Genomic DNA, 19,641 nt, shown 5'->3' with positions numbered 1-19,641 from the left:
GACAGGAACCTGGCCTCAGCTCGCCCGGTTTTGCCTATTGGCAATCAGATCATCGACTACAGCCGGATCGGCCAGGGTGGACGTATCGCCCAGCGATCCAAAATCGTTCTCGGCGACCTTGCGCAGAATGCGGCGCATGATCTTGCCCGAGCGCGTCTTGGGCAGGCCCGGCGCCCACTGAATCAGGTCCGGCGTCGCGATCGGCCCGATTTCCTTGCGCACCCAGCTCTTGAGCTCGGCACGCAACTCATCGGAACTGCTTTCGCCCGCCATCAGGGTCACATAGCAATAGATGCCCTGCCCCTTGATATCGTGCGGGTACCCGACCACGGCCGCTTCGCTGACTTTCGGATGCGCCACAAGCGCGCTTTCGACCTCCGCCGTGCCCAGCCGGTGGCCGGAGACGTTGAGTACGTCGTCGACGCGGCCGGTGATCCAGTAGTAGCCCTCGCTATCGCGCCGGCAGCCGTCGCCGGTGAAATAATAGCCCTTGTACTGGGTGAAATAGGTATCGATGAAGCGCTGATGATCGCCATAGATCGAGCGCATCTGGCCCGGCCAGCTATCCTTGATGGCCAAGACGCCCTCGGCCTTGGTCTGCTCCTGCAAAATGCCCTCAGGCGAAAGCACAACTGGCTGCACGCCGAAGAATGGCTTGGTTGCCGAACCCGGCTTTGTCGGGAAAGCGCCGGGGAACGGGGCGATCATGTGGCCACCGGTCTCGGTCTGCCACCATGCATCGACAATGCCGCAGCGATCCTTGCCGACATGCTTGGCATACCAGAGCCAGGCTTCGGGATTGATCGGCTCACCCACCGTACCCAGGAGACGCAGGCTCGGCATGTCGTATTTGTCGGCAAATTCATGCCCCGCGCCCATCAGCGCGCGGATGGCGGTGGGCGCAGTGTGGAAGATATTGACCTTGTGCTTTTCCACCACCTGCCAGAATCGGCTGGCATCGGGATAGCTCGGCACGCCCTCGAACATCAGCGTCGTCGCGCCGTTGGCGAGCGGCCCATAGACGATATAAGTGTGCCCGGTGATCCAGCCCACATCGGCCGTGCACCAGAAAACCTCGCCCGGACGATAGTCGAAGGTGAGCTGATGCGTCAGCGAGCCATAAAGAAGGTAGCCGCCGGTCGTGTGCAGAACGCCTTTGGGCTTGCCGGTCGAGCCGGAGGTATAGAGGATGAAGAGCGGGTCTTCCGCGTTCATCGGCTCGGGCGGGCAATTGGCGTCCACCTTGGCGACTTCGTCCTGATACCAGACGTCGCGGCCCTCGCTCATGTTCACCGCATTGCCGGTGACCTTGACGACGATCACCTTTTCGACGCCTGAAACCTTGGTCAGCGCCTCGTCGACATTCTTCTTGAGCGCAATGGTCTTGCCGCCGCGCCGGCCTTCATCGGCCGTCAGGATGATCTTGCTGCCGCAGTCGGTCACGCGGCCGGCGATCGAATCGGGCGAGAAGCCGCCGAAGATCACCGAGTGGACCGCGCCGATGCGCGAACAGGCCAGCATGGCCACTGCGGTGTCGATCACCATGGGCATATAGATGGTGACGCGGTCGCCCTTCTTGACGCCGTTGGCCTTGAGCACATTGGCGAAGCGGCAGACGCGATCATGCAGTTGACGATAGGTTACCCTGTCGTCCGTGCCCGGCGTATCGCCTTCCCAGATAATCGCGACATCGTCGCCGCGCGTCTCCAGATGCCGGTCGAGGCAGTTATATGAGACGTTCAGAACCCCGTCCTCGAACCATTTGATCGACACGTTTGGATATTCGAACGTGGTGTTCTTGATGGTCTTGGGAAAGGTCACCCAGTCGAGGCGCTTGGCCTGCTCGGCCCAGAATCCATTCGGATCCGTGACTGAACGCTCGTACTGGGCGGCATATTGCTCGCCCGTCGTCTGGGTATGCGCGATCGCGGCCGCACTTGGCTGGAACAAGAGCTCTTCGCTCATTGTCATCCTCCCTGGTCTCTCCCGAGAAACGTTCTAGTGACCCGATCTATCCGCCGCAAGCCCTTGACGATACGACTGAAGTGGAAGGCCACGGCTCATTAACGGCCTCGCGCTACATTAAAAGTAGGAGATTTGCGCAAGGGAGCGATCCATGGCCGAAATGACCATCCGTGCCGCCAAGCCCGAGGATGTGCCGCTGATCCATACCGAACTCATGGATGTGATCGCGAACTCGCCGCACTATAGCGATCGCTTCAAGGCTCACGAAATGGGGCGCCTGAACAAGACCTTTCTCCACAACCTCCTTGCCATCGACCCCTGGCACATCATGATCATGTGCGCCGATGGAGTTCCCGGCGGCGCCATGGTGTCGGGTCCCGAATGCGGCGCCGTGTTTCGCTACTGGAGCTGGGTATTCCCCTCACATCGCCAGACCAAGCTCGGCATGTTCGGCATGCGCGCCTTCGACGAACACTGGGACAAGAAGCGTTTCCACAAGGCCTTCACCTTCGTGCGCCCGGACAACGAGGTCGCTCGCATGCTGCTCAAGCGCTACGGCTACAAGGAAACGGTTCTCCTTGAGCAGCACATTTTCGGACAGGACTATCTGCTGATCGAGAAATTCTACACCAAGGAAGAAGAAGGCTATGATAGCGGCGTCAATATCGGCCGCCTCGGACGCCTGAAGAATCGGCTGAAAGGTCTTGTGGGCGCCTGAGCACCCTACTCCGCCGCGATCACCCGCCGCCGTGAGCGGAACCACTGCATGATCGACACATCGACATGTGCCGTATGCAGCGCTGTCAGCCATAGCGCCACCGACCAGATACTGATCGCCAGAATCGCCGAAAGCGACGCGCCAACGAGGCCAAATCCCGGCACCAGCAGCAGATTGCCGAGAAACAGGCTCAGAATCCCGAGCGCAATGGCCGGAAGGCTCGCCCACGGCCGATCATGGATCGACAGCACGATCGAAGCCGGCCCCATAGCCGAGCGAACCACCAGCGACAGGCACAGAATGGCCAGCGGTGCGGCGCCGGCGGCAAAGGCCGGCCCGAACAGCATCAGTGCAAATGGTGCTCCAACCACGGCTACGCCGAACAGCAGCAGCGCCACCCCGCTCGCCACCAGATTGGCCTCGCCCACCTTGCGGTTGAACTCGCCGCGATCGGCCTTGGCCTCGCTTTCGAACATGTCCGGCATGGTCACGGCATAGACCGCCGCCACGCCAAAGGACACGAGCGAGAAGATGCGCGTGCAAACGCCAAAGATCGCCAGTTCCTCGCGGCCCAGCTGATGGCTCAACAGCAAGAGATCGATATCAAAGAAGAAGTCGGTCGCAAGGCTGATCACCACCCAGGGCAATGCGAAGCGCCACCAGCGCCGGCTCTCCGCCGGCATATCGTCCTCACCCACCGGAATTTTCGGCAGGCTCGTGACCACAAAGCCGAACTGCACCAGCGACACGGCCACGTAGCCGACGCCGATGCACCATAGCATCTGCGTAAAGCCCGCCTCGGGAACGCCCACGCCGAGCGCCACGAGGAACGAGGCCAACACGATCATCGGCCGCAACAGCGTATCGGCAAAAAATCCAGCAAACGGCCGCTTAAGCCCGATCAGCGTGGCGCTGTTCACATAGACGACCGCTGTGCCGAGCGTCAGCAGCGCAAAGGGCACGAAATGCAGCGCCACGGCACTCTGCCCCTGCCCGATCGCTTCGAGCAGCAAGGGGCCAATGACGATCAGCCCGGCAAAACTCAGCGCCACAAAGCCATAGGACCGCGTGAGAAAGGCCAGCAATTGCCGGCGATTGCCCCGCGCCCGGTACTCAGCGGCAAAATAGGTGCCGACCGTGTGGTAGCCGAGCGGCATCACCACCGAGACCAGGTTGACGCTGGCGACCACCAGCAGAAATTCACCAAGCAGGTCGGCGCCCCAGAGCCGCGCAATCAGCGCCTGGGCGACGAAAATGAAGCCGGCCCCGAAAATGCGGGCCGCAAAAATGATGGAAGATTGCGAGGCAAGTTTCCGGGCAAGGCTCATTCTAGATCCGCGTCCCAGACATGCGGCGCCTGGTCCGGTCGCGCCTTGCGGCTCAACACCCAGTCGATCCTCCGTCGCGTATGCTGGACCACATCGCGCGCCCTAAAAGCGGCATTGCCGACGAAACCCGCCCAGGGTGACGCCGCAAAATTCAGCACGGGCGGCACCGGGCGAATAACCCCCGCAGTACCCACCATGCCGCTCTTGAACTGGTGCAGCCCCTGAAACCCGTCGGTACCGCCGAGGTCATACCACTGCGCCCGCGTATGATCGCGCAACCAGCGGATCACCTGCCAGTGGAGGAAATAGCCCGCCCGTAGCGGCAATGCCCTGTCATTGGTCGCGCCATAGAGATAGACGGCGCGCTCGCCGGCTTTGAAGACCAGCGCCCCCGCAACCGTCTCGCCCTCGTGACGCACGAAAAACAGTTCCGGCCGCAACGGCTCGTCGAGGGCCATCAGCGCATCGAGCGTTTCATAAGCCGAATGGTCGGGGAACTGCTTGCGCTCGGTCATCGAGGCATAGAGCGTCTTGAACGCGTCGATCTGATCCGCCTCGACCCGCTCGAATTCGAGCCCCGACTTTTCCGCCTTGTTGAGCTGCCGCCGCCAGGTTTGGTGAAAACTCTTGCGCAACTCGTCATCGGACAGGCGCAGTTTCACCATATAGCGATTGGGAAACAGCAGCGTCGAACCGCGCTTGAAGCCGCGCTGGCGCAGCGCCCGATAGCCCCTGTGCGTCTCCCCCGGCGAAGCATGCAGCAGCACCGACAGCATCATGCCGCGCTTTTCGGCATATTCCCTAACGAGGCAATCCACCATGGCCACCCGCAGCGCCTCGGCATCGGGCGCGCTCGCCACTGCTAGCATAGGCGCCCATTTGACCACGGCCATCTGGCTCAGTTTGAGGGGCAAAGGCTGGATCATAACCAGCGCGCCGCCAATGACGGTGTTGCCGCGTTGAAAAACCACAGGCTCCTGCCCCACACCCGGCCAGCGGGTCGCGGCAAAAGCATGCATCTGCTCCTGGCAGACTTCGTCGAAACCACCGATGATCGCATCCCAATCGGCGCCGGAAACCCGTTTCGTCGCCAGCACAATGCCATGCGTGCCCGCGGGGGCATTCGCCGCCCGCGCTGGTTCCATCATCTCCCCGGCGATAGTGGACATGAAAATCCCCGCAGATTGCTCATCTGCGGGGAGGCTAAAGGTTCGAAGTGAGCAAATCCCTATCTCACCACACCAAATGCCTGCAATCGCGGGCATTGGTTAGCGAATGCTCAAGCCTTAATGGGCTGCGGCAGCAGCAGCCGGCGCGTGCGGCGTGTAGAGCAGCGGGATTTCCGGGATAGTGATGAACGCCCCCGCACCCTCGAGCACCATGCGAACGGCAACAAAGAGGATAATGGCGAGGCCGATCCAGGCAATCCAGCGGAAGCGATGCAGCAGGCGGGCAATGAAGGTCGCCGCGACGCCCATCATCACGACGGAGAGCGCCAGCCCAAAGATTAGCGCTTCAAAGTGATGCTGCGCCGCACCGGCCACGGCCAGCACGTTGTCGAGCGACATGGAAACGTCGGCGATGATGATCTGGATGACCGCCTGACGCAGCGTCTTGCGCGGCGCCTTGCCAGCGACAGTGCCATCGGCATTGAGATCGTGGCCAGCCAGCGCCTCGGTCGCTTCGCCCTCTTCCTCGTGGCTGACCGCCAGCTCGCGGTACATTTTCCAGCAGACATAGAGCAGCAGCACGCCACCAGCGATCAGCAGACCGCCGCCCAGCGACAGCAGCTGGGTGGTGATCAAGGCAAAGAAGATACGCAGTATGGTCGCTGCCGCGATGCCGATCAGAATAGCCTTGCGGCGCATGTCGGACGCAAGTCCGGCAGCAGCGAGGCCGATGACGACAGCATTGTCTCCCGCCAGCACCAGGTCGATGAGGATGACCTGAAGCAGCGAGCTGAAGAAACTCGGATCGATACCGAACATGAAGGAGGCGCCTTCCACTCAGAAAAATCTTCTGCGGCTATACGATGCTTGAGGGAAGGAAGATAGCGTCTGTTCCGTACACACAATGGATAGTTGTGCTCTCGGGCCAGAGTTGATCTCGCGACACGCAAAGCCCCGCCTGATCCTCGTCAACCACAAACAAAACAGGCGCCGCTTGACTGGCGGCGCCCTGTTTTAAGGCATTGTCATGTTTTGGATTTGGTGGGCGCACAAGGGCTCGAACCTTGGACCCGCTGATTAAGAGTCAGCTGCTCTACCATCTGAGCTATGCGCCCGTCTTTGACGACGGCACCAAAGTGGCGCCTCTCTAGCAAGCGAGTTTTCCGCTGTCTAGTCTGTTGCGCCGTCCATACCGTCCGTTTTCAGGGCTGAAACGACAGAGGCGACCCGAAGGTCGCCTCTCGTAGATCCTTGTAAACAAGGAAGACTTTGGTGGGCGCACAAGGGCTCGAACCTTGGACCCGCTGATTAAGAGTCAGCTGCTCTACCATCTGAGCTATGCGCCCGTCTTAGCAAGACCGGCACCAAAGTGGCGCCTCTCTACCAAGCGACTTTTCCGCTGTCCAGCCTCTTGCGTCACAATATGTGGATAAACTTCCGGGATCTTTCTGGATCCCCTTCTTGCGGCCTGACAAGTCGCCGCAACCGATCCTGCTCAATCCCGGCCCTTCTGGCCAGGAGAGCAGATTTTCACGACCGCAGGTGGCGGTAGGCGTTTAGTTCGAACACGTTGTCGCCCTGCGGCCCACCTTCGGGCCGGAAATCGTCCATCAGGCCGATTGTCCGCTCGATGATGTGACGCAGTTGGCGAGATTGCTGGTCGGCGCCTTGCAGGATGACTGCAGCACGCTGCAGATGATCGCGAGCAAGCAAATAGGTGGGGTTCACTTTTTGCTCCTTGTAAGTGGGCTTAGTGGAGACGGCCGATGGAATCGGCGCATGACCAAGGGTGAACGCGCATAGTTGTCGGCTACTTGCTGACTTCATTGCGATTTAGTTCAAATGCCACCGACCCCGAAGTCCCCCGCGAGAGCCCCGGCCCAAGGGCCTCTGCCGGTTTTGAACATCTAATCTGGCTGTTGAGAACTTCGCGGCGATGTCTCGATCTATCGCTGGCTTGGGCGCAGAGATGCGATAAAACAACAACCGACCTCTTGTCGGAGCCTTCAATTGCCTCTGCCCGAACTCACGGCAATCGCCGAAAAACTCCCCGAAACCGTCCCCTTCGTCGGCCCTGAGGCCATCGAGCGCAAGACCGGGGTGAAAATTCGAGCTCGAATCGGCGCCAACGAATCCGGTTTCGGCCCCAGCCCAAAAGTTCTGGCCGCCATTCGCGAGGCCGCCGAAGGCATCTGGAAATATCCCGACCCGGAAAATTACGACCTGCGCACCGCCCTCGCCCACTTCCACGGCATTGCCCCCGATGAGGTTGCCATTGGCGAAGGCGTCGATGGCCTGATGGGCCTGATCGTGCGCCTCTTCATGGCCGAAGGCGATGTGCTGCTGACCTCGCTCGGCGCCTATCCGACGCTCAACTATCACGTCACCGGCCATGGCGGCCGCCTTGAATTCGTGCCCTACCAAGGGGCACACGAGGACCTGACCGCCCTCGCCGAGGCCGCCCAGCGCCTCAAGCCGCGCATCGTCTATGTCGCCAATCCGGACAACCCCATGGGCTCCTACTGGCCGGCGGCCGACATCGAAAAATTCATCGCCGCCGTGCCCGAAGAAACCCTCATCATGCTCGACGAGGCCTATGGCGAATTGGCGCCCGACGACGCCCTGCCGCCCATCGACACCAGCAAGGGCAATCTCCTGCGTCTCCGCAGTTTTTCCAAGGCCTATGGCCTTGCCGGCATCCGCGTTGGTTACGCCATCGGCCCCAAGAAGATCATCGGCGCCTTTAACCGCGTGCGGAACCATTTTGGCGTCAATCGCCTCGCCCAGGCCGCCGCCATGGCGGCCCTGGCCGATCAGGACTATCTGCGCGAGGCAAAAGCCAACATCGCCGCTGCCCGCACCCGCATCGCCGGCATCGCCCGAGACAACGGCCTCACCGCCCTGCCCTCAGCGACCAATTTTGTCGCCGTCGATTGCGGCCGCGACGGCGCCTATGCGACGAAAATTCTCGAAGAACTGGCCCTGCTTGGCGTCTTCATCCGCAAACCCGGTGCGCCCGGGCTCGATAAGCACATCCGCATCAGCGTCGGCCCCGAGCCGGACATGGCCCTCCTCGCAGAATCCCTGCCCAAGGCCATCCGCGCGGCTCAGAGCGGCGCGTAAAGTCCAATGCGCGCCAAGAGATAGCGATGGTTGGACCCAAAGCTGTCTTCGCCCACCGCAACATCGATAATTCGCGCATCGCCGCGCGTAAAAATATTGTCGATGGGCACACCCAGCGGCCCAAGCTCCACAGGCCAGGTCGCGGGATAAGTCGGCCCGGGAACGAGGTTCTGCGCCCGTCCGAGCCAGGCGATCGGCGCCGTCCATAGGGCCGAGTTGAAATCGCCCGCCACGACAACAGGCCCGGTCACCTGCGAGAGCACATAGCGCAGATATCCCAGTTCCTGCATCGAAGCCTCGTCGAAATAAGGCTTTGAGAGGTGAATGCCGACTACGGTAAGGCTCACGTCCTCGATAGCCATCGGCGCCACCACCAGCCGCGAACGCCGGAAGGGCGGAATCTCCAGCACTTTCCCGTCCGTTATGGGGTGCCGTGAAAACAGCGAAATATCGCAGGTCGCAACCCGCTCGCAGCCCAGTCGATAGGGCAACGCCGCCTCGATCTCAGGGATATATTCGACGACGCCAGGCGTTTCCATGATCAGCGCCACATCGGGCGCCCTTGTCACGATAAAATCGGCCACGTCCTTCGCCGTTCGATTGCCGCTCAGCACATTGTAGTTGAGGAAGGTCATCTCGGCCCGAAGCGCGCCGACCGGCTCATTTCGCCGCGCCTGAAACTCCCAGATGTAATAAGCGCCATGAGCAAAGGCGATAGCGAGCACGCCCACGAAAAGCAGCGCCCGCCACCTGGCGCCAAACAGCACCATGAAGAAGGTGAGCACCAACCCCAGCCCCACGAGATGAAACCGTAGGGTCTGCAACAAGAGTTCGCCGGGCAGGCCCGGCGTAACTGAAGTGATGGCAAGAATGAGCGCGAGAACGCCGCCAAGGGCGAGGACAGCGCCCCGAAACTCTGCCTTGCTCAGCATCATAGCCCCCGTTCTCTTCGGACAAAGGCTAGAGCAGCTTCCTCATCTGCACGCAAGACACCGCGCTGTTGACAAGTTCGCTAGCGTCCCAGTCGAAGGGCTCCCAACCCGTCTTCCGGTAAAATCCCACTGCGTCTTCCGCCGCATTGACCAGCAACACCGCTACCCCGAGCGCCCGGGCCCGCTCCGACACCAGCATTTCCAACACACGGCCGTGTCCGCGTCCTTGCTCGCCAGCCGTGATGGCAACGAGGCGGATCGCGGCCCTGCCAGCGCCAAGAAGGTCAAGCCGCGCCGTACCAAGCGCCCGTCCATCCAGCGTCAACAAGTAGGGATGCGCGAAGTCCGCATAGTCGTCGGCGTGCTTATCGTTATAGACCCCAAACCGGCCTTTGGCCTCGAAGAGTTCAACCCGCCGAATGGCATGGAAATTGATCCAGTCGAGCGGCTCTTCGACAGCGACAAGCGCGTAGTCCATCGGCAACCCACCCCAGCGTCAACATCACAAAAAACTGCCCGGCGATGCCGGGCAGTATCACAATAGTCAAAGCTGTCTGCCGGGCAATATCTCAGCCGGCCAGTGCGCCCTGCGCGGCTGCGCCGCGTTCGATCATCACGCGGTTGAGCGCGTTGAGATAGGCGCGGGCCGAAGCCACCAGCGTGTCCGGTTCAGCCGCATTGCCCGAGGCGATCCGCCCGTTCATTTCGAGGCGCACATGCGCCGATGCCTGCGCGTCGGTTCCCCCGGTCACGCCGTCGATGGCATAGAGAACCAGATTGGGGTCCTGCCCAACGGCCTCCTTGATGGCATTGAAGATCGCGTCCACCGAGCCTGTACCATCATAGGTCACAGACGTTTCGGTGCCATCGACCGACAGGATCATATTGCAGCGGTGCACGCCGCCCGTCTTGCTGACGACTTCCATGTCCACGAGCTTGATCCGATCGCCGGCGGAGCCAACTTCGTCATCCACAAGAGCGATGATATCGGCGTCGTAAACATGCTTCTTGCGATCAGCCAGATCCTTGAATCGCTGGAAAGCTTCCTGGAAGGCATTGTCGCCAACCTCATAGCCCAGTTCCTTCAACTTGTCCTTGAAGGCGGCGCGACCCGAATGCTTGCCCATCACCAAGGTAGTTTCCTTGATGCCGACGCTGGCCGGGGTCATGATTTCATAGGTCTCGGCATTCTTCAGCATGCCATCCTGATGGATGCCGCTTTCATGCGCGAAGGCATTTTTGCCCACGATGGCCTTGTTGTACTGCACCGGGAAATTCGACGCCGCCGATACAATGCGGCTGGCGCGCGAGAGCTGCGTGGTTTCGATTTCGGTGAAGAACGGCATGGCATCGCCGCGGGTGCGCAGTGCCATCACCACTTCTTCCAGCGCCGCATTACCGGCGCGTTCGCCCAAACCGTTGATCGTGCATTCGATCTGCCGCGCGCCGCCAGCCACACCAGCCAGCGAATTGGCGACGGCCATCCCGAGGTCATCGTGGCAATGCACCGAGAAGATCGCCTTGTCGGCGTTCGGTACGCTTTCGATGATGGTCTTGAACATCTGGAAATGCTCTTCCGGCACCGCATAACCCACGGTATCGGGCAGGTTGATCGTCGTCGCCCCGGCCTTGATCGCGGTATCGACGCAGCGCTTCAAAAATTCGAGCGGCGTGCGGGTCGCGTCCATCGCCGACCATTCGACATCCTCGACCAGATTGCGCGCCTGCGCCACGGTGCGGGCGATGATCTCGATCACCTCGTCCTCGGTCTTTTTCATCTGGTGCGCCAGATGGATCGGCGAGGTTGAAACGAACGTATGGATACGGCCCTTTTGCGCGTGGCGCACGGCCTCGGCAGCGCGGTCAATATCGGCGGTGATGGCACGCGCCAAACCCGCCACAGTTGCGTTCTTCACCTGCTTGGCGACGGCGACGACAGCCTCGAAGTCGCCATTGGAAGCGATCGGAAAACCGGCCTCGATGATATCGACGCCCATTTCGTCGAGCGCATCGGCAACCTGCAGCTTTTCTTCCAGCGTCATCGTCGCGCCGGGCGATTGCTCGCCGTCACGCAGCGTGGTGTCGAAAATGAAGACGCGTTCTTTGTTGCTGTTGCTGGCAACGGACATTTTTCTATTCTTTCCTATCGGCCCCGAGGCAATGGCTCGCTGGACCGGACATATCTAGATGTTCGGTTTATGGCGATATCCCCTGACGACCCGCTCGCTAATCCGAGCTGCCGGTGATCAGGGGCTGATAAGAAGGAGGAGAAGCGCGGGCAAAAGCAGCATGCCAGCAGCAATCAGCATCCGGGTCTTGAGGACCTGCTGCTGAGTGATGGCGATAGCTTTGGCGCGACGGCGCTGCATGGAGAAAACTCTCTAATTTGACAACAGCATGATCGAATTCGCCGCATCGTGCAAGCCTCGAAGCGGCAATTGGTGTGATTTTATCGGATCGTAAGCCAGTAGACCTCTTCACCTCGGGAGGAGGGCTACTGGGCTACCCCAGGTCCAGCACACCCTCGCCCACAATGACCGCGTGCCCGCCAATCGCGCCGCGCGTCAGCACCTCACCCTCGCGACGCAATTGCAGTGAGATTCGGCATAGCCGCCCCATCTCCTTGCCCTGGCGCAGCGCATAATCCGCCTGCCCCGCCCCAAAATCCGCCTTGTCCGACAAAAGCCCGATCAGTGCAGCGGCTGCCGAACCGGTACCCGGATCTTCCCCCGCAGTTATGCTGAACATGCGCGCGGCAATATCGTTCTCCGGCTCTTCCGGCGTCAGTGTGAAGACATAAGCCGAGTTATGATCGTGGAAGAAAACATCCTCGAACATCGCCATGTTGGCGCGCACGCGGGCCAACACACCCGCATCACGCACCGGAATGAGATGGAACGTCACCCCCGCCGTATAAACGGCCGGCGCGAAGACATCGCAGCCGATCTCCTCGACCTCGATGCCGAGCGCCTGCGCGATGCCCAGCTTGTCCGTCAGGTCAGCCACCTTGGTCGGCAAGCGCGGCAGCGCAAAGCGCGCCTCGCCCGAGCGCTTGTCAGCCTTTTCGAAAAGCGCGGTCACGAGACCGATTTTTTCTTCCAGGCGAACCGCAGTCCGGTCGTTTTGCAAGCCGAGCACAACGGCGGCACCAACAGTCGGATGCCCGGCAAACGGCAATTCCTCATGCGGGGTAAAAATGCGCACACCCGCGGAATTCCGCTCGCTTTGCGGCTTGCTCAGAAACACCGTCTCGCTGAGGTTGAATTCCCGCGCGATGGCCTGCATCTCGTTGTCGAGGAGGCCATCCGCCTTCAGCACCACGGCAAGCTGGTTGCCCTGCAGACGCTCGCGCGTAAACACGTCGAGCAGCAGATAGTCGAGCTTCATCTTTCAGGCCTCGGGCAAAGCATAATCGGCACGATTGCGTCCAAGATGGTCACAAAGTGCATCAACAGCCACGCCATGATCCTTGCGGCCCGGCAGTCCGGAAATGGTCAGCGAACCAATGATACCCGCCCCCTTCACCCGCAGCGGAAAGCCGCCGCCGGCGATCACATAATCAGCCGGATCGGCACCGGACTGCGGCGAAAACGGCGCTTCGCCCCGCTCCAGCACCATACGATAGCTGGCCCGCTGAAACCGCCGCACCGTGTTGATCTTGCGCCGCACCCATTCGGCATTGTCCGCACTCGTCCCCGGCGTCGCCGAGAAAAACAGCTGCCGATCCCAGGTGCGAATATCGACCACCAGCGAAAGACCTTCCTCCAGCGCCCGCGCCCGAATGCTCGCGCCGATCTCGAAAGCCACGGCCTCATCCAGCGCCGGCAGAACCAGGTCCAGCTCCTGACGCTTCACGAGGGCAATATCGTCTTCAGTGGTCATGTCACTCAATCCTGATGCGAACGCGTCCAGGCCTCGAACAAAGGTGTCCGATCAGCCGCGCCTTTTAGAAAATTGACCTGCGCGGGATCAATATGAGCCCAGGCGGCCTTGCTGTCTGTCCAGATATTTCCCACCGGCGCGGCCCAATCCAGGTCGTCCAGCGTGCCGGCCCGCACCACCTTGATGGTCCCGGCCGGCGGATCGTTCCACAGCCAGCCATGGCAATGGGCACAGAAGTTCATGCGCACGACATTGCCGCTATCCGCCGTGCGGTCGTAACGGGCGATTTCGCCCTGCAACAATTCGAAATCATCATTCCGGACGATCATCGACATCGACCAGCCGGCGCCCGAAAAGCGCTGGCAGTCCTTGCAGTGGCAATTGTAAACCGAAAGCGGGGAGGTCTTCAGGCGATAGCGCGTGGCTCCGCATTGGCACCCACCCTCAACAGGAAAATCCGGCAAAGCCATAAACACCCCTCCATCAAGCGATCTCGGTTCTACTGCATTGGCAATGCTGTCCTAAAGCGAAATCTTTCCGCCCTGCCAGTGATCTAGCAAGGCGGCCGTATAGGCCATCACCTGCCCCCTGCCCGCCGCGTCTTCGGCACGCCTGACCGCAACGACATCGCCCAGTTCGCGATGCTCCTGTTTCTCCAGATTTCTCCGAATCTCAGCCACCAGCTCCTCCGCCGAAGCATCGAAATGAAAGGCACGGCTTACCGACACTCGCGGCCCGTCGAGCACCGCAATCAGATTGCCCAGCCGAGCATTGGCCGCATCGAGACCAGTCTCTTCAGTCAGCTCGATCGCCGTCGATCGGGCGACATCCACCCGCCCATCTTCCATCACATCCCGCGGTTCCAGCGACCCACCCGGCGGATAAATTCGTCCGGCATTCGCAGTGTCTTCGCCCATCACACCAAGGATCAAAAATCCATCGGCTGAAACGATGAGCGCCGACCCGAAAAGGTTGCGAATGCCCATCTCCGGAAACCCGGCCTCGCGCCAGGTCAGGAAAGACGAAAACGCATCCTCACGCGCCTCGGCGCGCAAGATACCATCTTCGCCCACGACCGGCGGCGACACGCCCAAAATCCGCCCGTCCCAAAGGTGCGAGTTGGCCTCCAGCATCGCCGCCCACCGCCCCGGCACGGACGCTCGTAGATCATCCGGCATAGGCCACGCTCCGGGCACGAAACGGATATGGACGCCAGTGATGGGAATAACGCGAATGCTCATGGGGACCTTCGCAGTTGAGAAAAGAAAACGGGGGCACAAGGCCCCCGTTACTATTCGCTGAACGCCAGACAATACACCTAGTTCACTCAACCCTCGATTGTCACCCCGGCGCAGGCCGGGGCCCATCTTGAGATCTCAGGATGGTTCCCCGCAGTTTACCCTCGGACTTGATCCGAGGGCCGGGATGGCAGTCAGCAGATGACGTGAACCGAGTGATTTCAGGCTTTTAGTTCTTCGCCTTGTCGACCAGCGCGCCAGCCTTGATCCAGGGCATCATGTCGCGCAGCTGCGAACCGACGGCTTCGATCTGGTGCTCGTCGGCCAGGCGACGGGTCGCCTTGAAGCGCGAACCGCCAGCCTTGATTTCCTGCATCCAGTCCGAGGTGAACTTGCCCGACTGAATGTCGTGCAGAACGCGCTTCATCTCGGCCTTGGTTTCCGAGGTGATGATGCGCGGACCGGTGACATATTCACCCCATTCGGCCGTGTTCGAGATCGAGTAGTTCATGTTGGCGATGCCGCCCTGGTAGATCAGGTCGACGATCAGCTTCACTTCGTGCAGGCACTCGAAATAGGCCATTTCTGGCGCATAGCCGGCTTCCACCAGCGTTTCAAAGCCAGCGCGGATCAGCTCGACGAGGCCGCCGCAAAGCACTGCCTGTTCGCCGAAAAGATCGGTTTCGCACTCTTCGCGGAAGTTGGTTTCGATGACGCCCGAACGGCCGCCACCAACGCCCGATGCGTAAGCGAGAGCGATGTCATGGGCATTGCCCGAAGCGTCGTGGTGCACGGCGATCAGGCAAGGCACGCCGCCACCCTTCTGGTATTCGCCGCGAACGGTGTGGCCCGGGCCCTTCGGCGCGATCATGATCACGTCGACGGTGGATTTTGGTTCGATCAGGTTGAAGTGCACGTTGAGGCCGTGGGCAAATGCCAGGGCAGCGCCGTCACGAATATTGGGCTCGATGTCCTTCTTGTAGATATCGGCCTGCAGTTCGTCGGGAGTCAGCAGCATGATGACGTCGGCCCAGGCGGAAGCCTCGGCAACGCTCATGACCTTGAGGCCTTCGCTCTCAGCCTTCTTGGCCGACGGCGAGCCGGGGCGCAGGCCAACGGCCACGTTGGTGACGCCGGAATCGCGCAGGTTCAGCACATGCGCGTGGCCCTGCGAACCGTAGCCGATAATGGCAACCTTGCGGGACTTGATGATGTTGATATCGGCATCACGATCGTAATAAACGCGCATGGGAAACTCCCCTCAATAGCGATTTTTAGGTATTGGCCTTGGCCCCGTGGAGGGCCAGGAATTGATCCGTCGCGGCCCTGACATCGGCTTCGATATTGGCTTCGACATTGGATTGGGTAAGGCTCTTGTCGCCGAGCAGCAGACGGATCTGCACATCGCGGACAACAAGGCCGAAAAAGATACGGTAAGCGTCTTCGCTCGAATTGAAGCGCAACAGCCGCGCATCGCGGGCCGCTTCCAGAATCGGCTTCAGCCGCCGCCGGATCGCCATCGGCCCGTTTTCGAGCACGATGTTCCCAAGGCTGTCCTTCTCCTGGGCAGCATGGGTAATGGCCGTACGATTGAGCGTTATGGACACTTCACCGATGATGGTGGTGAGTAAATCGCGCGCAAACTGCTCGAGGCTTTCGCGCAGCACTTTCGCACTGAGATGGCTGCGATCCACATGCGGCATGCGCACCTTGGCCGCCTGCCATTGCACGGTCGCCGTAAGCAACCCATCGCGATCACCGAACCACTTGTAGAGCGTTTCCTTGGAGCACGAAGCGCGCCGCGCCACGGCCGTCATGGTCAGACCATCGCCGTTCTCGACCAACAAATCGAGCGCAGCCGTCAGCACCGCCTGCTGGCGGGGCGTGAAGGTTTCTTCGCTGATCTTGATGGGCAAAGGCACTGGTCGTCCCCCGCAGACGCATAGCCGAACGCTTTCGGCAATTTCCGTCCGCAGGCGTACCGTACGGTACGGTTCCGCGCAAGGGGGATTTTTGGATTTGGAGCGGATTTTGGTGTGATAGCTCGCCCCTCGCACTGAACCTCCCCTCGCCCCTTGCGGGAGAGGGACAGACTTTTCGCGTCAGCGAAAAGTCAGGGTGAGGGGCTTCGAGCCGTCCCGCAGGGCAAATCATGCCAGTGGCATGATTTGAGGCGAGAAGGCCATGAGAGCTGCGCTCGAATGGCCGGGCCTCCGCAGAGGAGCGAGTGGTTAGACCACATCCCCCTCATCCCAACCGAATTCGCGAGTGCGAATTCGGTGACCCTTTCGGGGCACCTTCTCCCACAAGGGGAGAAGGCAAAGTGCGACTACTCCCCCACCTTCTCCCAATCCAACACAATCTTCCCCCCCGTCCCCGACGCCGCCTCTTCAAACGCCGCCGCGTAATCCCCCGCCGGCCGCCGCCCGGTGATCACCCCGCGCACATCCAGCCCGCTTTCGAGCATGGCCAGCATTTTGTGCCAGGTCTCGAACATTTCGCGCCCATAAATCCCCTTGAGCGTGATCATCCGAAACACGATCTTGCCGAGGTCAAACGGGAACGGCCGCGCCGGAATACCCAAGAGCGCAATCTTCCCGCCCATCACCATATGGTCGATCATCTGGTCGAGCGCTGCCGGCGCGCCGCTCATTTCGAGCCCAACGTCAAAACCCTCACGCATGCCAAGCCGGTTCATCACCTCGCGCAGGTCTTCCTGCGCCACATTGACCGGCACCACATCGGCCACCTTCGCCGCCAATTCCAGCCGCTGCGGGCTGATATCGGTAATCACCACATGCCGCGTCCCGACATGCCGCGCCACCGCACCAGCCATGATGCCAATCGGCCCAGCACCCGTGATAAGCACATCCTCGCCCACAATGTCGAACGACAGCGCCGTATGCACCGCATTGCCCAGCGGATCGAGAATGGCCCCGATTTCATCGTCGACACTGTCCGGCAGCGGCACGACGTTGAAAGCCGGTATGCGCACGAACTCGGCAAATGCCCCCGGCAGATTGACGCCGATCCCCTTGGTATCAGGATCAAGGTGATACTTCCCGCCCCGCGCCGCGCGGCTATTGCCGCCGACCACATGGCCCTCGCCCGACACGCGCTGCCCGATCTTCAGCCCGCGCACATTGCCGCCCACGGCGACAATCTCCCCGGCATATTCATGCCCGGTGATCATCGAGACGGGCACCGTACGGCTCGCCCACTCGTCCCAATTGTAAATATGCACGTCCGTACCGCAGATGCCGGTCTTCTTGACCTTGATCAGCACATCATCCGGCCCAATCTCGGGCACCGGACGGTCTTCCATCCAAATGCCTCGTTCCGCCTTTGCCTTGACCAGCGCCTTCATCAAATCACTCCCAGCGCGCGGCCAGCATCGCTGAATGCAGCAATTGCAAAATCCACGTCGTCATCACTCAGCGCCGCAGACATCTGCGTGCGAATGCGCGCCTTGCCCTGCGGCACCACCGGATAAAAGAATCCGGCGACATAAACGCCCCGCGCATCCAGCTCCTTAGCCATGCGCTGCGCCAGAACGGCATCGCCCAGCATCACCGGAATGATCGGCGTCTGCCCATCGATCAGCGAAAACCCCGCCTCACCAAGCCCCTTGCGGAATTTCGCCGCATGCCCCGCCAGCTTGGCCCGCAGATCATCCGCGTACTCTGCAATATCAATCGCCTTCAGCGACCCCGCAGCCACGGCCGGCGCGAGACTGTTGGAAAACAAATAAGGCCGCGCACGCTGCCTAAGCAGATCGATGATCGGCTGCGCCGCCGCGATAAACCCGCCCATCGAGCCACCGAGCGTCTTGCCCAGCGTACCCGTAACAATATCGACACCGTTCCCTGCGCCCGTAAGCGCGGGCGTCCCCATGCCCTTCTCCCCGAGATGCCCCGTCGCATGGCAATCATCCACCGCCACAAGCGCGCCAAACCGCTCGGCCAGCGCACAGATTTCCTTCAGCTTGGCGACATGCCCGTCCATGGAAAACACGCCATCGGTGATGATGAGCTTGAACCGGCAGCCATCGGCCTCCACCTGCTTGAGCTGGGTTTCCAGCGCATCCATGTCCGAAGTGTCAAAGCGATATCGCTTCGCCTTGCTCAGTCGCACGCCATCGATAATCGACGCATGGTTGAGCGAGTCCGAAATGACCGCATCTTCCGGCCCCAGCAACGTCTCGAACAGCGCCCCATTCGCATCGAAACACGCCGCAAAGAGAATGGCATCGTCCTTGCCGAGATACCTAGCGATCCGCCGCTCCAGCGCCCGATGCAGGTCCTGCGTCCCGCAGATAAACCGCACCGAGGCCATGCCAAACCCGTGGCTATCCAGCGCCTCAGCCGCCGCGCGGCGAATGCCCGGATGGTTCGCGAGCCCGAGATAGTTGTTGGCGCAAAGGTTCAGCATCTCGCGCCCACCAACCGCGATCCGCCCGCCCTGCGGCCCGGAAATCTCCCGCTCGACCTTGCGAAGACCCGCCGCCTCGATCTCGGCCAGCACCGAGTTCACGTGATCCAGAAATCTGCTATCCACCGCCGCATCCTCCGCTATAATGGAAATTCCAATATATTGGATATTTTAATCCGCTACAATGGAATTTATATGAGCACGGAGTCCGCGCCCCAACTCGGTCCCATCATTCAGGCGCAGCGCAAAGCCCGCCACCTGACGCTGGAACAACTGGCGGCGCGCTCGGGGGTTTCAAAATCCATGCTGTCGCAAATCGAGCGCGGCGAGGCCAACCCGACCTTCGCCGTGCTGTGGGGCCTCACCCAGGCGCTCGAACTCGATCTTGCCGAACTGGTCGGCGGCGGCATATCGCAAAAACAGCCCGAGCCCATCGAAGTGGTGAGTCTCGCCCACACCCCGGAAATCCGCTCGCCCAAAGGCGACTGGACCCTCCGCATCCTGAGCCCACCTGGTCTCGCGAGCCAGGTGGAATGGTACGAAGTGGAAATCGCCGCGGGCAAAAGCCTTGCCAGCTCGCCTCATTCCCCCGGCACAACGGAACACCTGACCGCCTGGACCGACGGCCTCGCCGTCATCAGCGGCGACGGCCGGCAAGCCCTGAGCAAAGGCGAAACAGCCCGCTACCGCGCCGACCTCCCCCACGAAATTGTCAACGAATCCACCGCGCCCGCAAGAGCGCTGATGGTTGTGCACTATCGCAATTGAGGGAATTCCCTGTCGGCTGTCCCAACCTCAGCATGTCACCCCGGCGCAGGCCGGGATGACAGCCGGTATTTGGTGCAGCATCGTGTG

The 19,641-nt window shown here is 61.1% G+C and carries 20 protein-coding genes and 2 tRNA genes; 3 read left to right on the top strand and 19 right to left on the bottom strand.

Translation table 11 applies throughout. The annotated features are described in order from the left end of the window. Positions 1-15 precede the first annotated feature (15 nt). Positions 16-1,965, bottom strand: a complete 1,950-nt coding sequence (acs, locus tag ASD83_RS01405; RefSeq protein WP_056307233.1) for an acetate--CoA ligase — start codon at positions 1,963-1,965, stop codon at positions 16-18. Between the two features lie 151 nt (positions 1,966-2,116). Here acs and ASD83_RS01400 point away from each other — a divergent pair, with 151 nt between their 5' ends. Beyond that, entirely contained in the window at positions 2,117-2,683 is a 567-nt protein-coding gene (locus ASD83_RS01400) for a hypothetical protein (RefSeq protein WP_056307231.1), read from the top strand. 5 nt (positions 2,684-2,688) lie between these two features. On the opposite strand, the gene ASD83_RS01395 is transcribed toward ASD83_RS01400, so the two are convergent. The 6 genes from ASD83_RS01395 to ASD83_RS01370 all read right to left on the bottom strand — a co-directional run bounded on the left by ASD83_RS01395 (position 2,689) and on the right by ASD83_RS01370 (position 6,908). After that, positions 2,689-4,011 carry a lipopolysaccharide biosynthesis protein gene (locus tag ASD83_RS01395; protein WP_056307229.1) on the bottom strand — a complete coding sequence of 441 codons (1,323 nt, stop codon included), beginning with the start codon at positions 4,009-4,011 and terminating at the stop codon, positions 2,689-2,691. Next, the gene (locus ASD83_RS01390) at positions 4,008-5,180 is read right to left on the bottom strand and encodes a lipid II:glycine glycyltransferase FemX (RefSeq protein WP_162249107.1); all 1,173 of its coding nucleotides are present in this window, start codon (positions 5,178-5,180) and stop codon (positions 4,008-4,010) included. Before ASD83_RS01390 ends, ASD83_RS01395 begins: the two co-directional genes overlap by 4 nt. Positions 5,181-5,297: 117 nt before the next feature. After that, a complete protein-coding gene (locus ASD83_RS01385; protein ID WP_056307225.1) occupies positions 5,298-5,999 on the bottom strand; it encodes a YjbE family putative metal transport protein in 702 nt (233 codons plus the stop codon). 220 nt (positions 6,000-6,219) lie between these two features. Then, positions 6,220-6,295 (bottom strand) — tRNA-Lys (locus ASD83_RS01380). A gap of 155 nt (positions 6,296-6,450) precedes the next feature. After that, a tRNA-Lys gene (locus tag ASD83_RS01375) sits at positions 6,451-6,526 on the bottom strand. Between the two features lie 184 nt (positions 6,527-6,710). Further along, positions 6,711-6,908 carry a hypothetical protein gene (locus tag ASD83_RS01370; protein ID WP_056307223.1) on the bottom strand — a complete coding sequence of 66 codons (198 nt, stop codon included), beginning with the start codon at positions 6,906-6,908 and terminating at the stop codon, positions 6,711-6,713. Positions 6,909-7,190: 282 nt separating this feature from the next. Here ASD83_RS01370 and ASD83_RS01365 point away from each other — a divergent pair, with 282 nt between their 5' ends. Next, on the top strand, positions 7,191-8,303 hold the full coding sequence (locus ASD83_RS01365) for a pyridoxal phosphate-dependent aminotransferase (RefSeq protein WP_056307221.1): 1,113 nt from the start codon (positions 7,191-7,193) through the stop codon (positions 8,301-8,303). Here ASD83_RS01365 and ASD83_RS01360 read toward each other — a convergent pair. The 12 genes from ASD83_RS01360 to ASD83_RS01310 all read right to left on the bottom strand — a co-directional run bounded on the left by ASD83_RS01360 (position 8,288) and on the right by ASD83_RS01310 (position 18,912). Continuing rightward, positions 8,288-9,238, bottom strand: coding sequence for an endonuclease/exonuclease/phosphatase family protein (locus ASD83_RS01360; RefSeq protein WP_056307219.1), 951 nt, complete (start codon positions 9,236-9,238; stop codon positions 8,288-8,290). The genes ASD83_RS01365 and ASD83_RS01360 overlap by 16 nt on opposite strands. A 25-nt stretch (positions 9,239-9,263) precedes the next feature. After that, positions 9,264-9,713, bottom strand: coding sequence for a GNAT family N-acetyltransferase (locus ASD83_RS01355; protein WP_056307217.1), 450 nt, complete (start codon positions 9,711-9,713; stop codon positions 9,264-9,266). Positions 9,714-9,804: 91 nt separating this feature from the next. Further along, the gene (locus ASD83_RS01350; RefSeq protein ID WP_056307215.1) at positions 9,805-11,364 is read right to left on the bottom strand and encodes a 2-isopropylmalate synthase; all 1,560 of its coding nucleotides are present in this window, start codon (positions 11,362-11,364) and stop codon (positions 9,805-9,807) included. A 117-nt stretch (positions 11,365-11,481) separates the two neighbouring features. Next, a complete protein-coding gene (locus ASD83_RS21430) occupies positions 11,482-11,604 on the bottom strand; it encodes a hypothetical protein (protein WP_274532556.1) in 123 nt (40 codons plus the stop codon). Between the two features lie 133 nt (positions 11,605-11,737). Further along, positions 11,738-12,622, bottom strand: a complete 885-nt coding sequence (locus ASD83_RS01345; RefSeq protein ID WP_056307213.1) for a PhzF family phenazine biosynthesis protein — start codon at positions 12,620-12,622, stop codon at positions 11,738-11,740. A gap of 3 nt (positions 12,623-12,625) precedes the next feature. Beyond that, complete coding sequence (locus ASD83_RS01340; protein ID WP_056307211.1) at positions 12,626-13,117, bottom strand: heme-degrading domain-containing protein; 492 nt, start codon at positions 13,115-13,117, stop codon at positions 12,626-12,628. Positions 13,118-13,122: 5 nt separating this feature from the next. After that, positions 13,123-13,587 carry a GFA family protein gene (locus ASD83_RS01335; protein WP_056307209.1) on the bottom strand — a complete coding sequence of 155 codons (465 nt, stop codon included), beginning with the start codon at positions 13,585-13,587 and terminating at the stop codon, positions 13,123-13,125. A gap of 51 nt (positions 13,588-13,638) precedes the next feature. After that, on the bottom strand, positions 13,639-14,358 hold the full coding sequence (locus ASD83_RS01330) for an NUDIX hydrolase (RefSeq protein WP_156385682.1): 720 nt from the start codon (positions 14,356-14,358) through the stop codon (positions 13,639-13,641). A gap of 226 nt (positions 14,359-14,584) precedes the next feature. Beyond that, positions 14,585-15,604: a ketol-acid reductoisomerase gene (gene ilvC, locus ASD83_RS01325; protein ID WP_056307205.1), complete on the bottom strand. Its 1,020-nt coding sequence runs from the start codon at positions 15,602-15,604 to the stop codon at positions 14,585-14,587. Between the two features lie 25 nt (positions 15,605-15,629). Continuing rightward, the gene (locus ASD83_RS01320) at positions 15,630-16,277 is read right to left on the bottom strand and encodes a TetR/AcrR family transcriptional regulator (protein WP_056307203.1); all 648 of its coding nucleotides are present in this window, start codon (positions 16,275-16,277) and stop codon (positions 15,630-15,632) included. A 407-nt stretch (positions 16,278-16,684) separates the two neighbouring features. Continuing rightward, complete coding sequence (gene tdh, locus ASD83_RS01315; protein WP_056307201.1) at positions 16,685-17,722, bottom strand: L-threonine 3-dehydrogenase; 1,038 nt, start codon at positions 17,720-17,722, stop codon at positions 16,685-16,687. Beyond that, on the bottom strand, positions 17,722-18,912 hold the full coding sequence (locus tag ASD83_RS01310; RefSeq protein WP_056307199.1) for a glycine C-acetyltransferase: 1,191 nt from the start codon (positions 18,910-18,912) through the stop codon (positions 17,722-17,724). The genes tdh and ASD83_RS01310 overlap by 1 nt, the downstream gene beginning before the upstream one ends. A gap of 69 nt (positions 18,913-18,981) precedes the next feature. Here ASD83_RS01310 and ASD83_RS01305 point away from each other — a divergent pair, with 69 nt between their 5' ends. Continuing rightward, a complete protein-coding gene (locus ASD83_RS01305; RefSeq protein WP_056307197.1) occupies positions 18,982-19,554 on the top strand; it encodes a helix-turn-helix domain-containing protein in 573 nt (190 codons plus the stop codon). Positions 19,555-19,641 lie beyond the last annotated feature (87 nt).

Origin of the sequence: Devosia sp. Root685 (assembly GCF_001427875.1) — a bacterium.
Classification (GTDB): domain Bacteria; phylum Pseudomonadota; class Alphaproteobacteria; order Rhizobiales; family Devosiaceae; genus Devosia.
The sequence above is the reverse complement of the archived record's forward strand: the minus strand, read 5'-3'. Positions and strand labels throughout refer to the sequence as shown.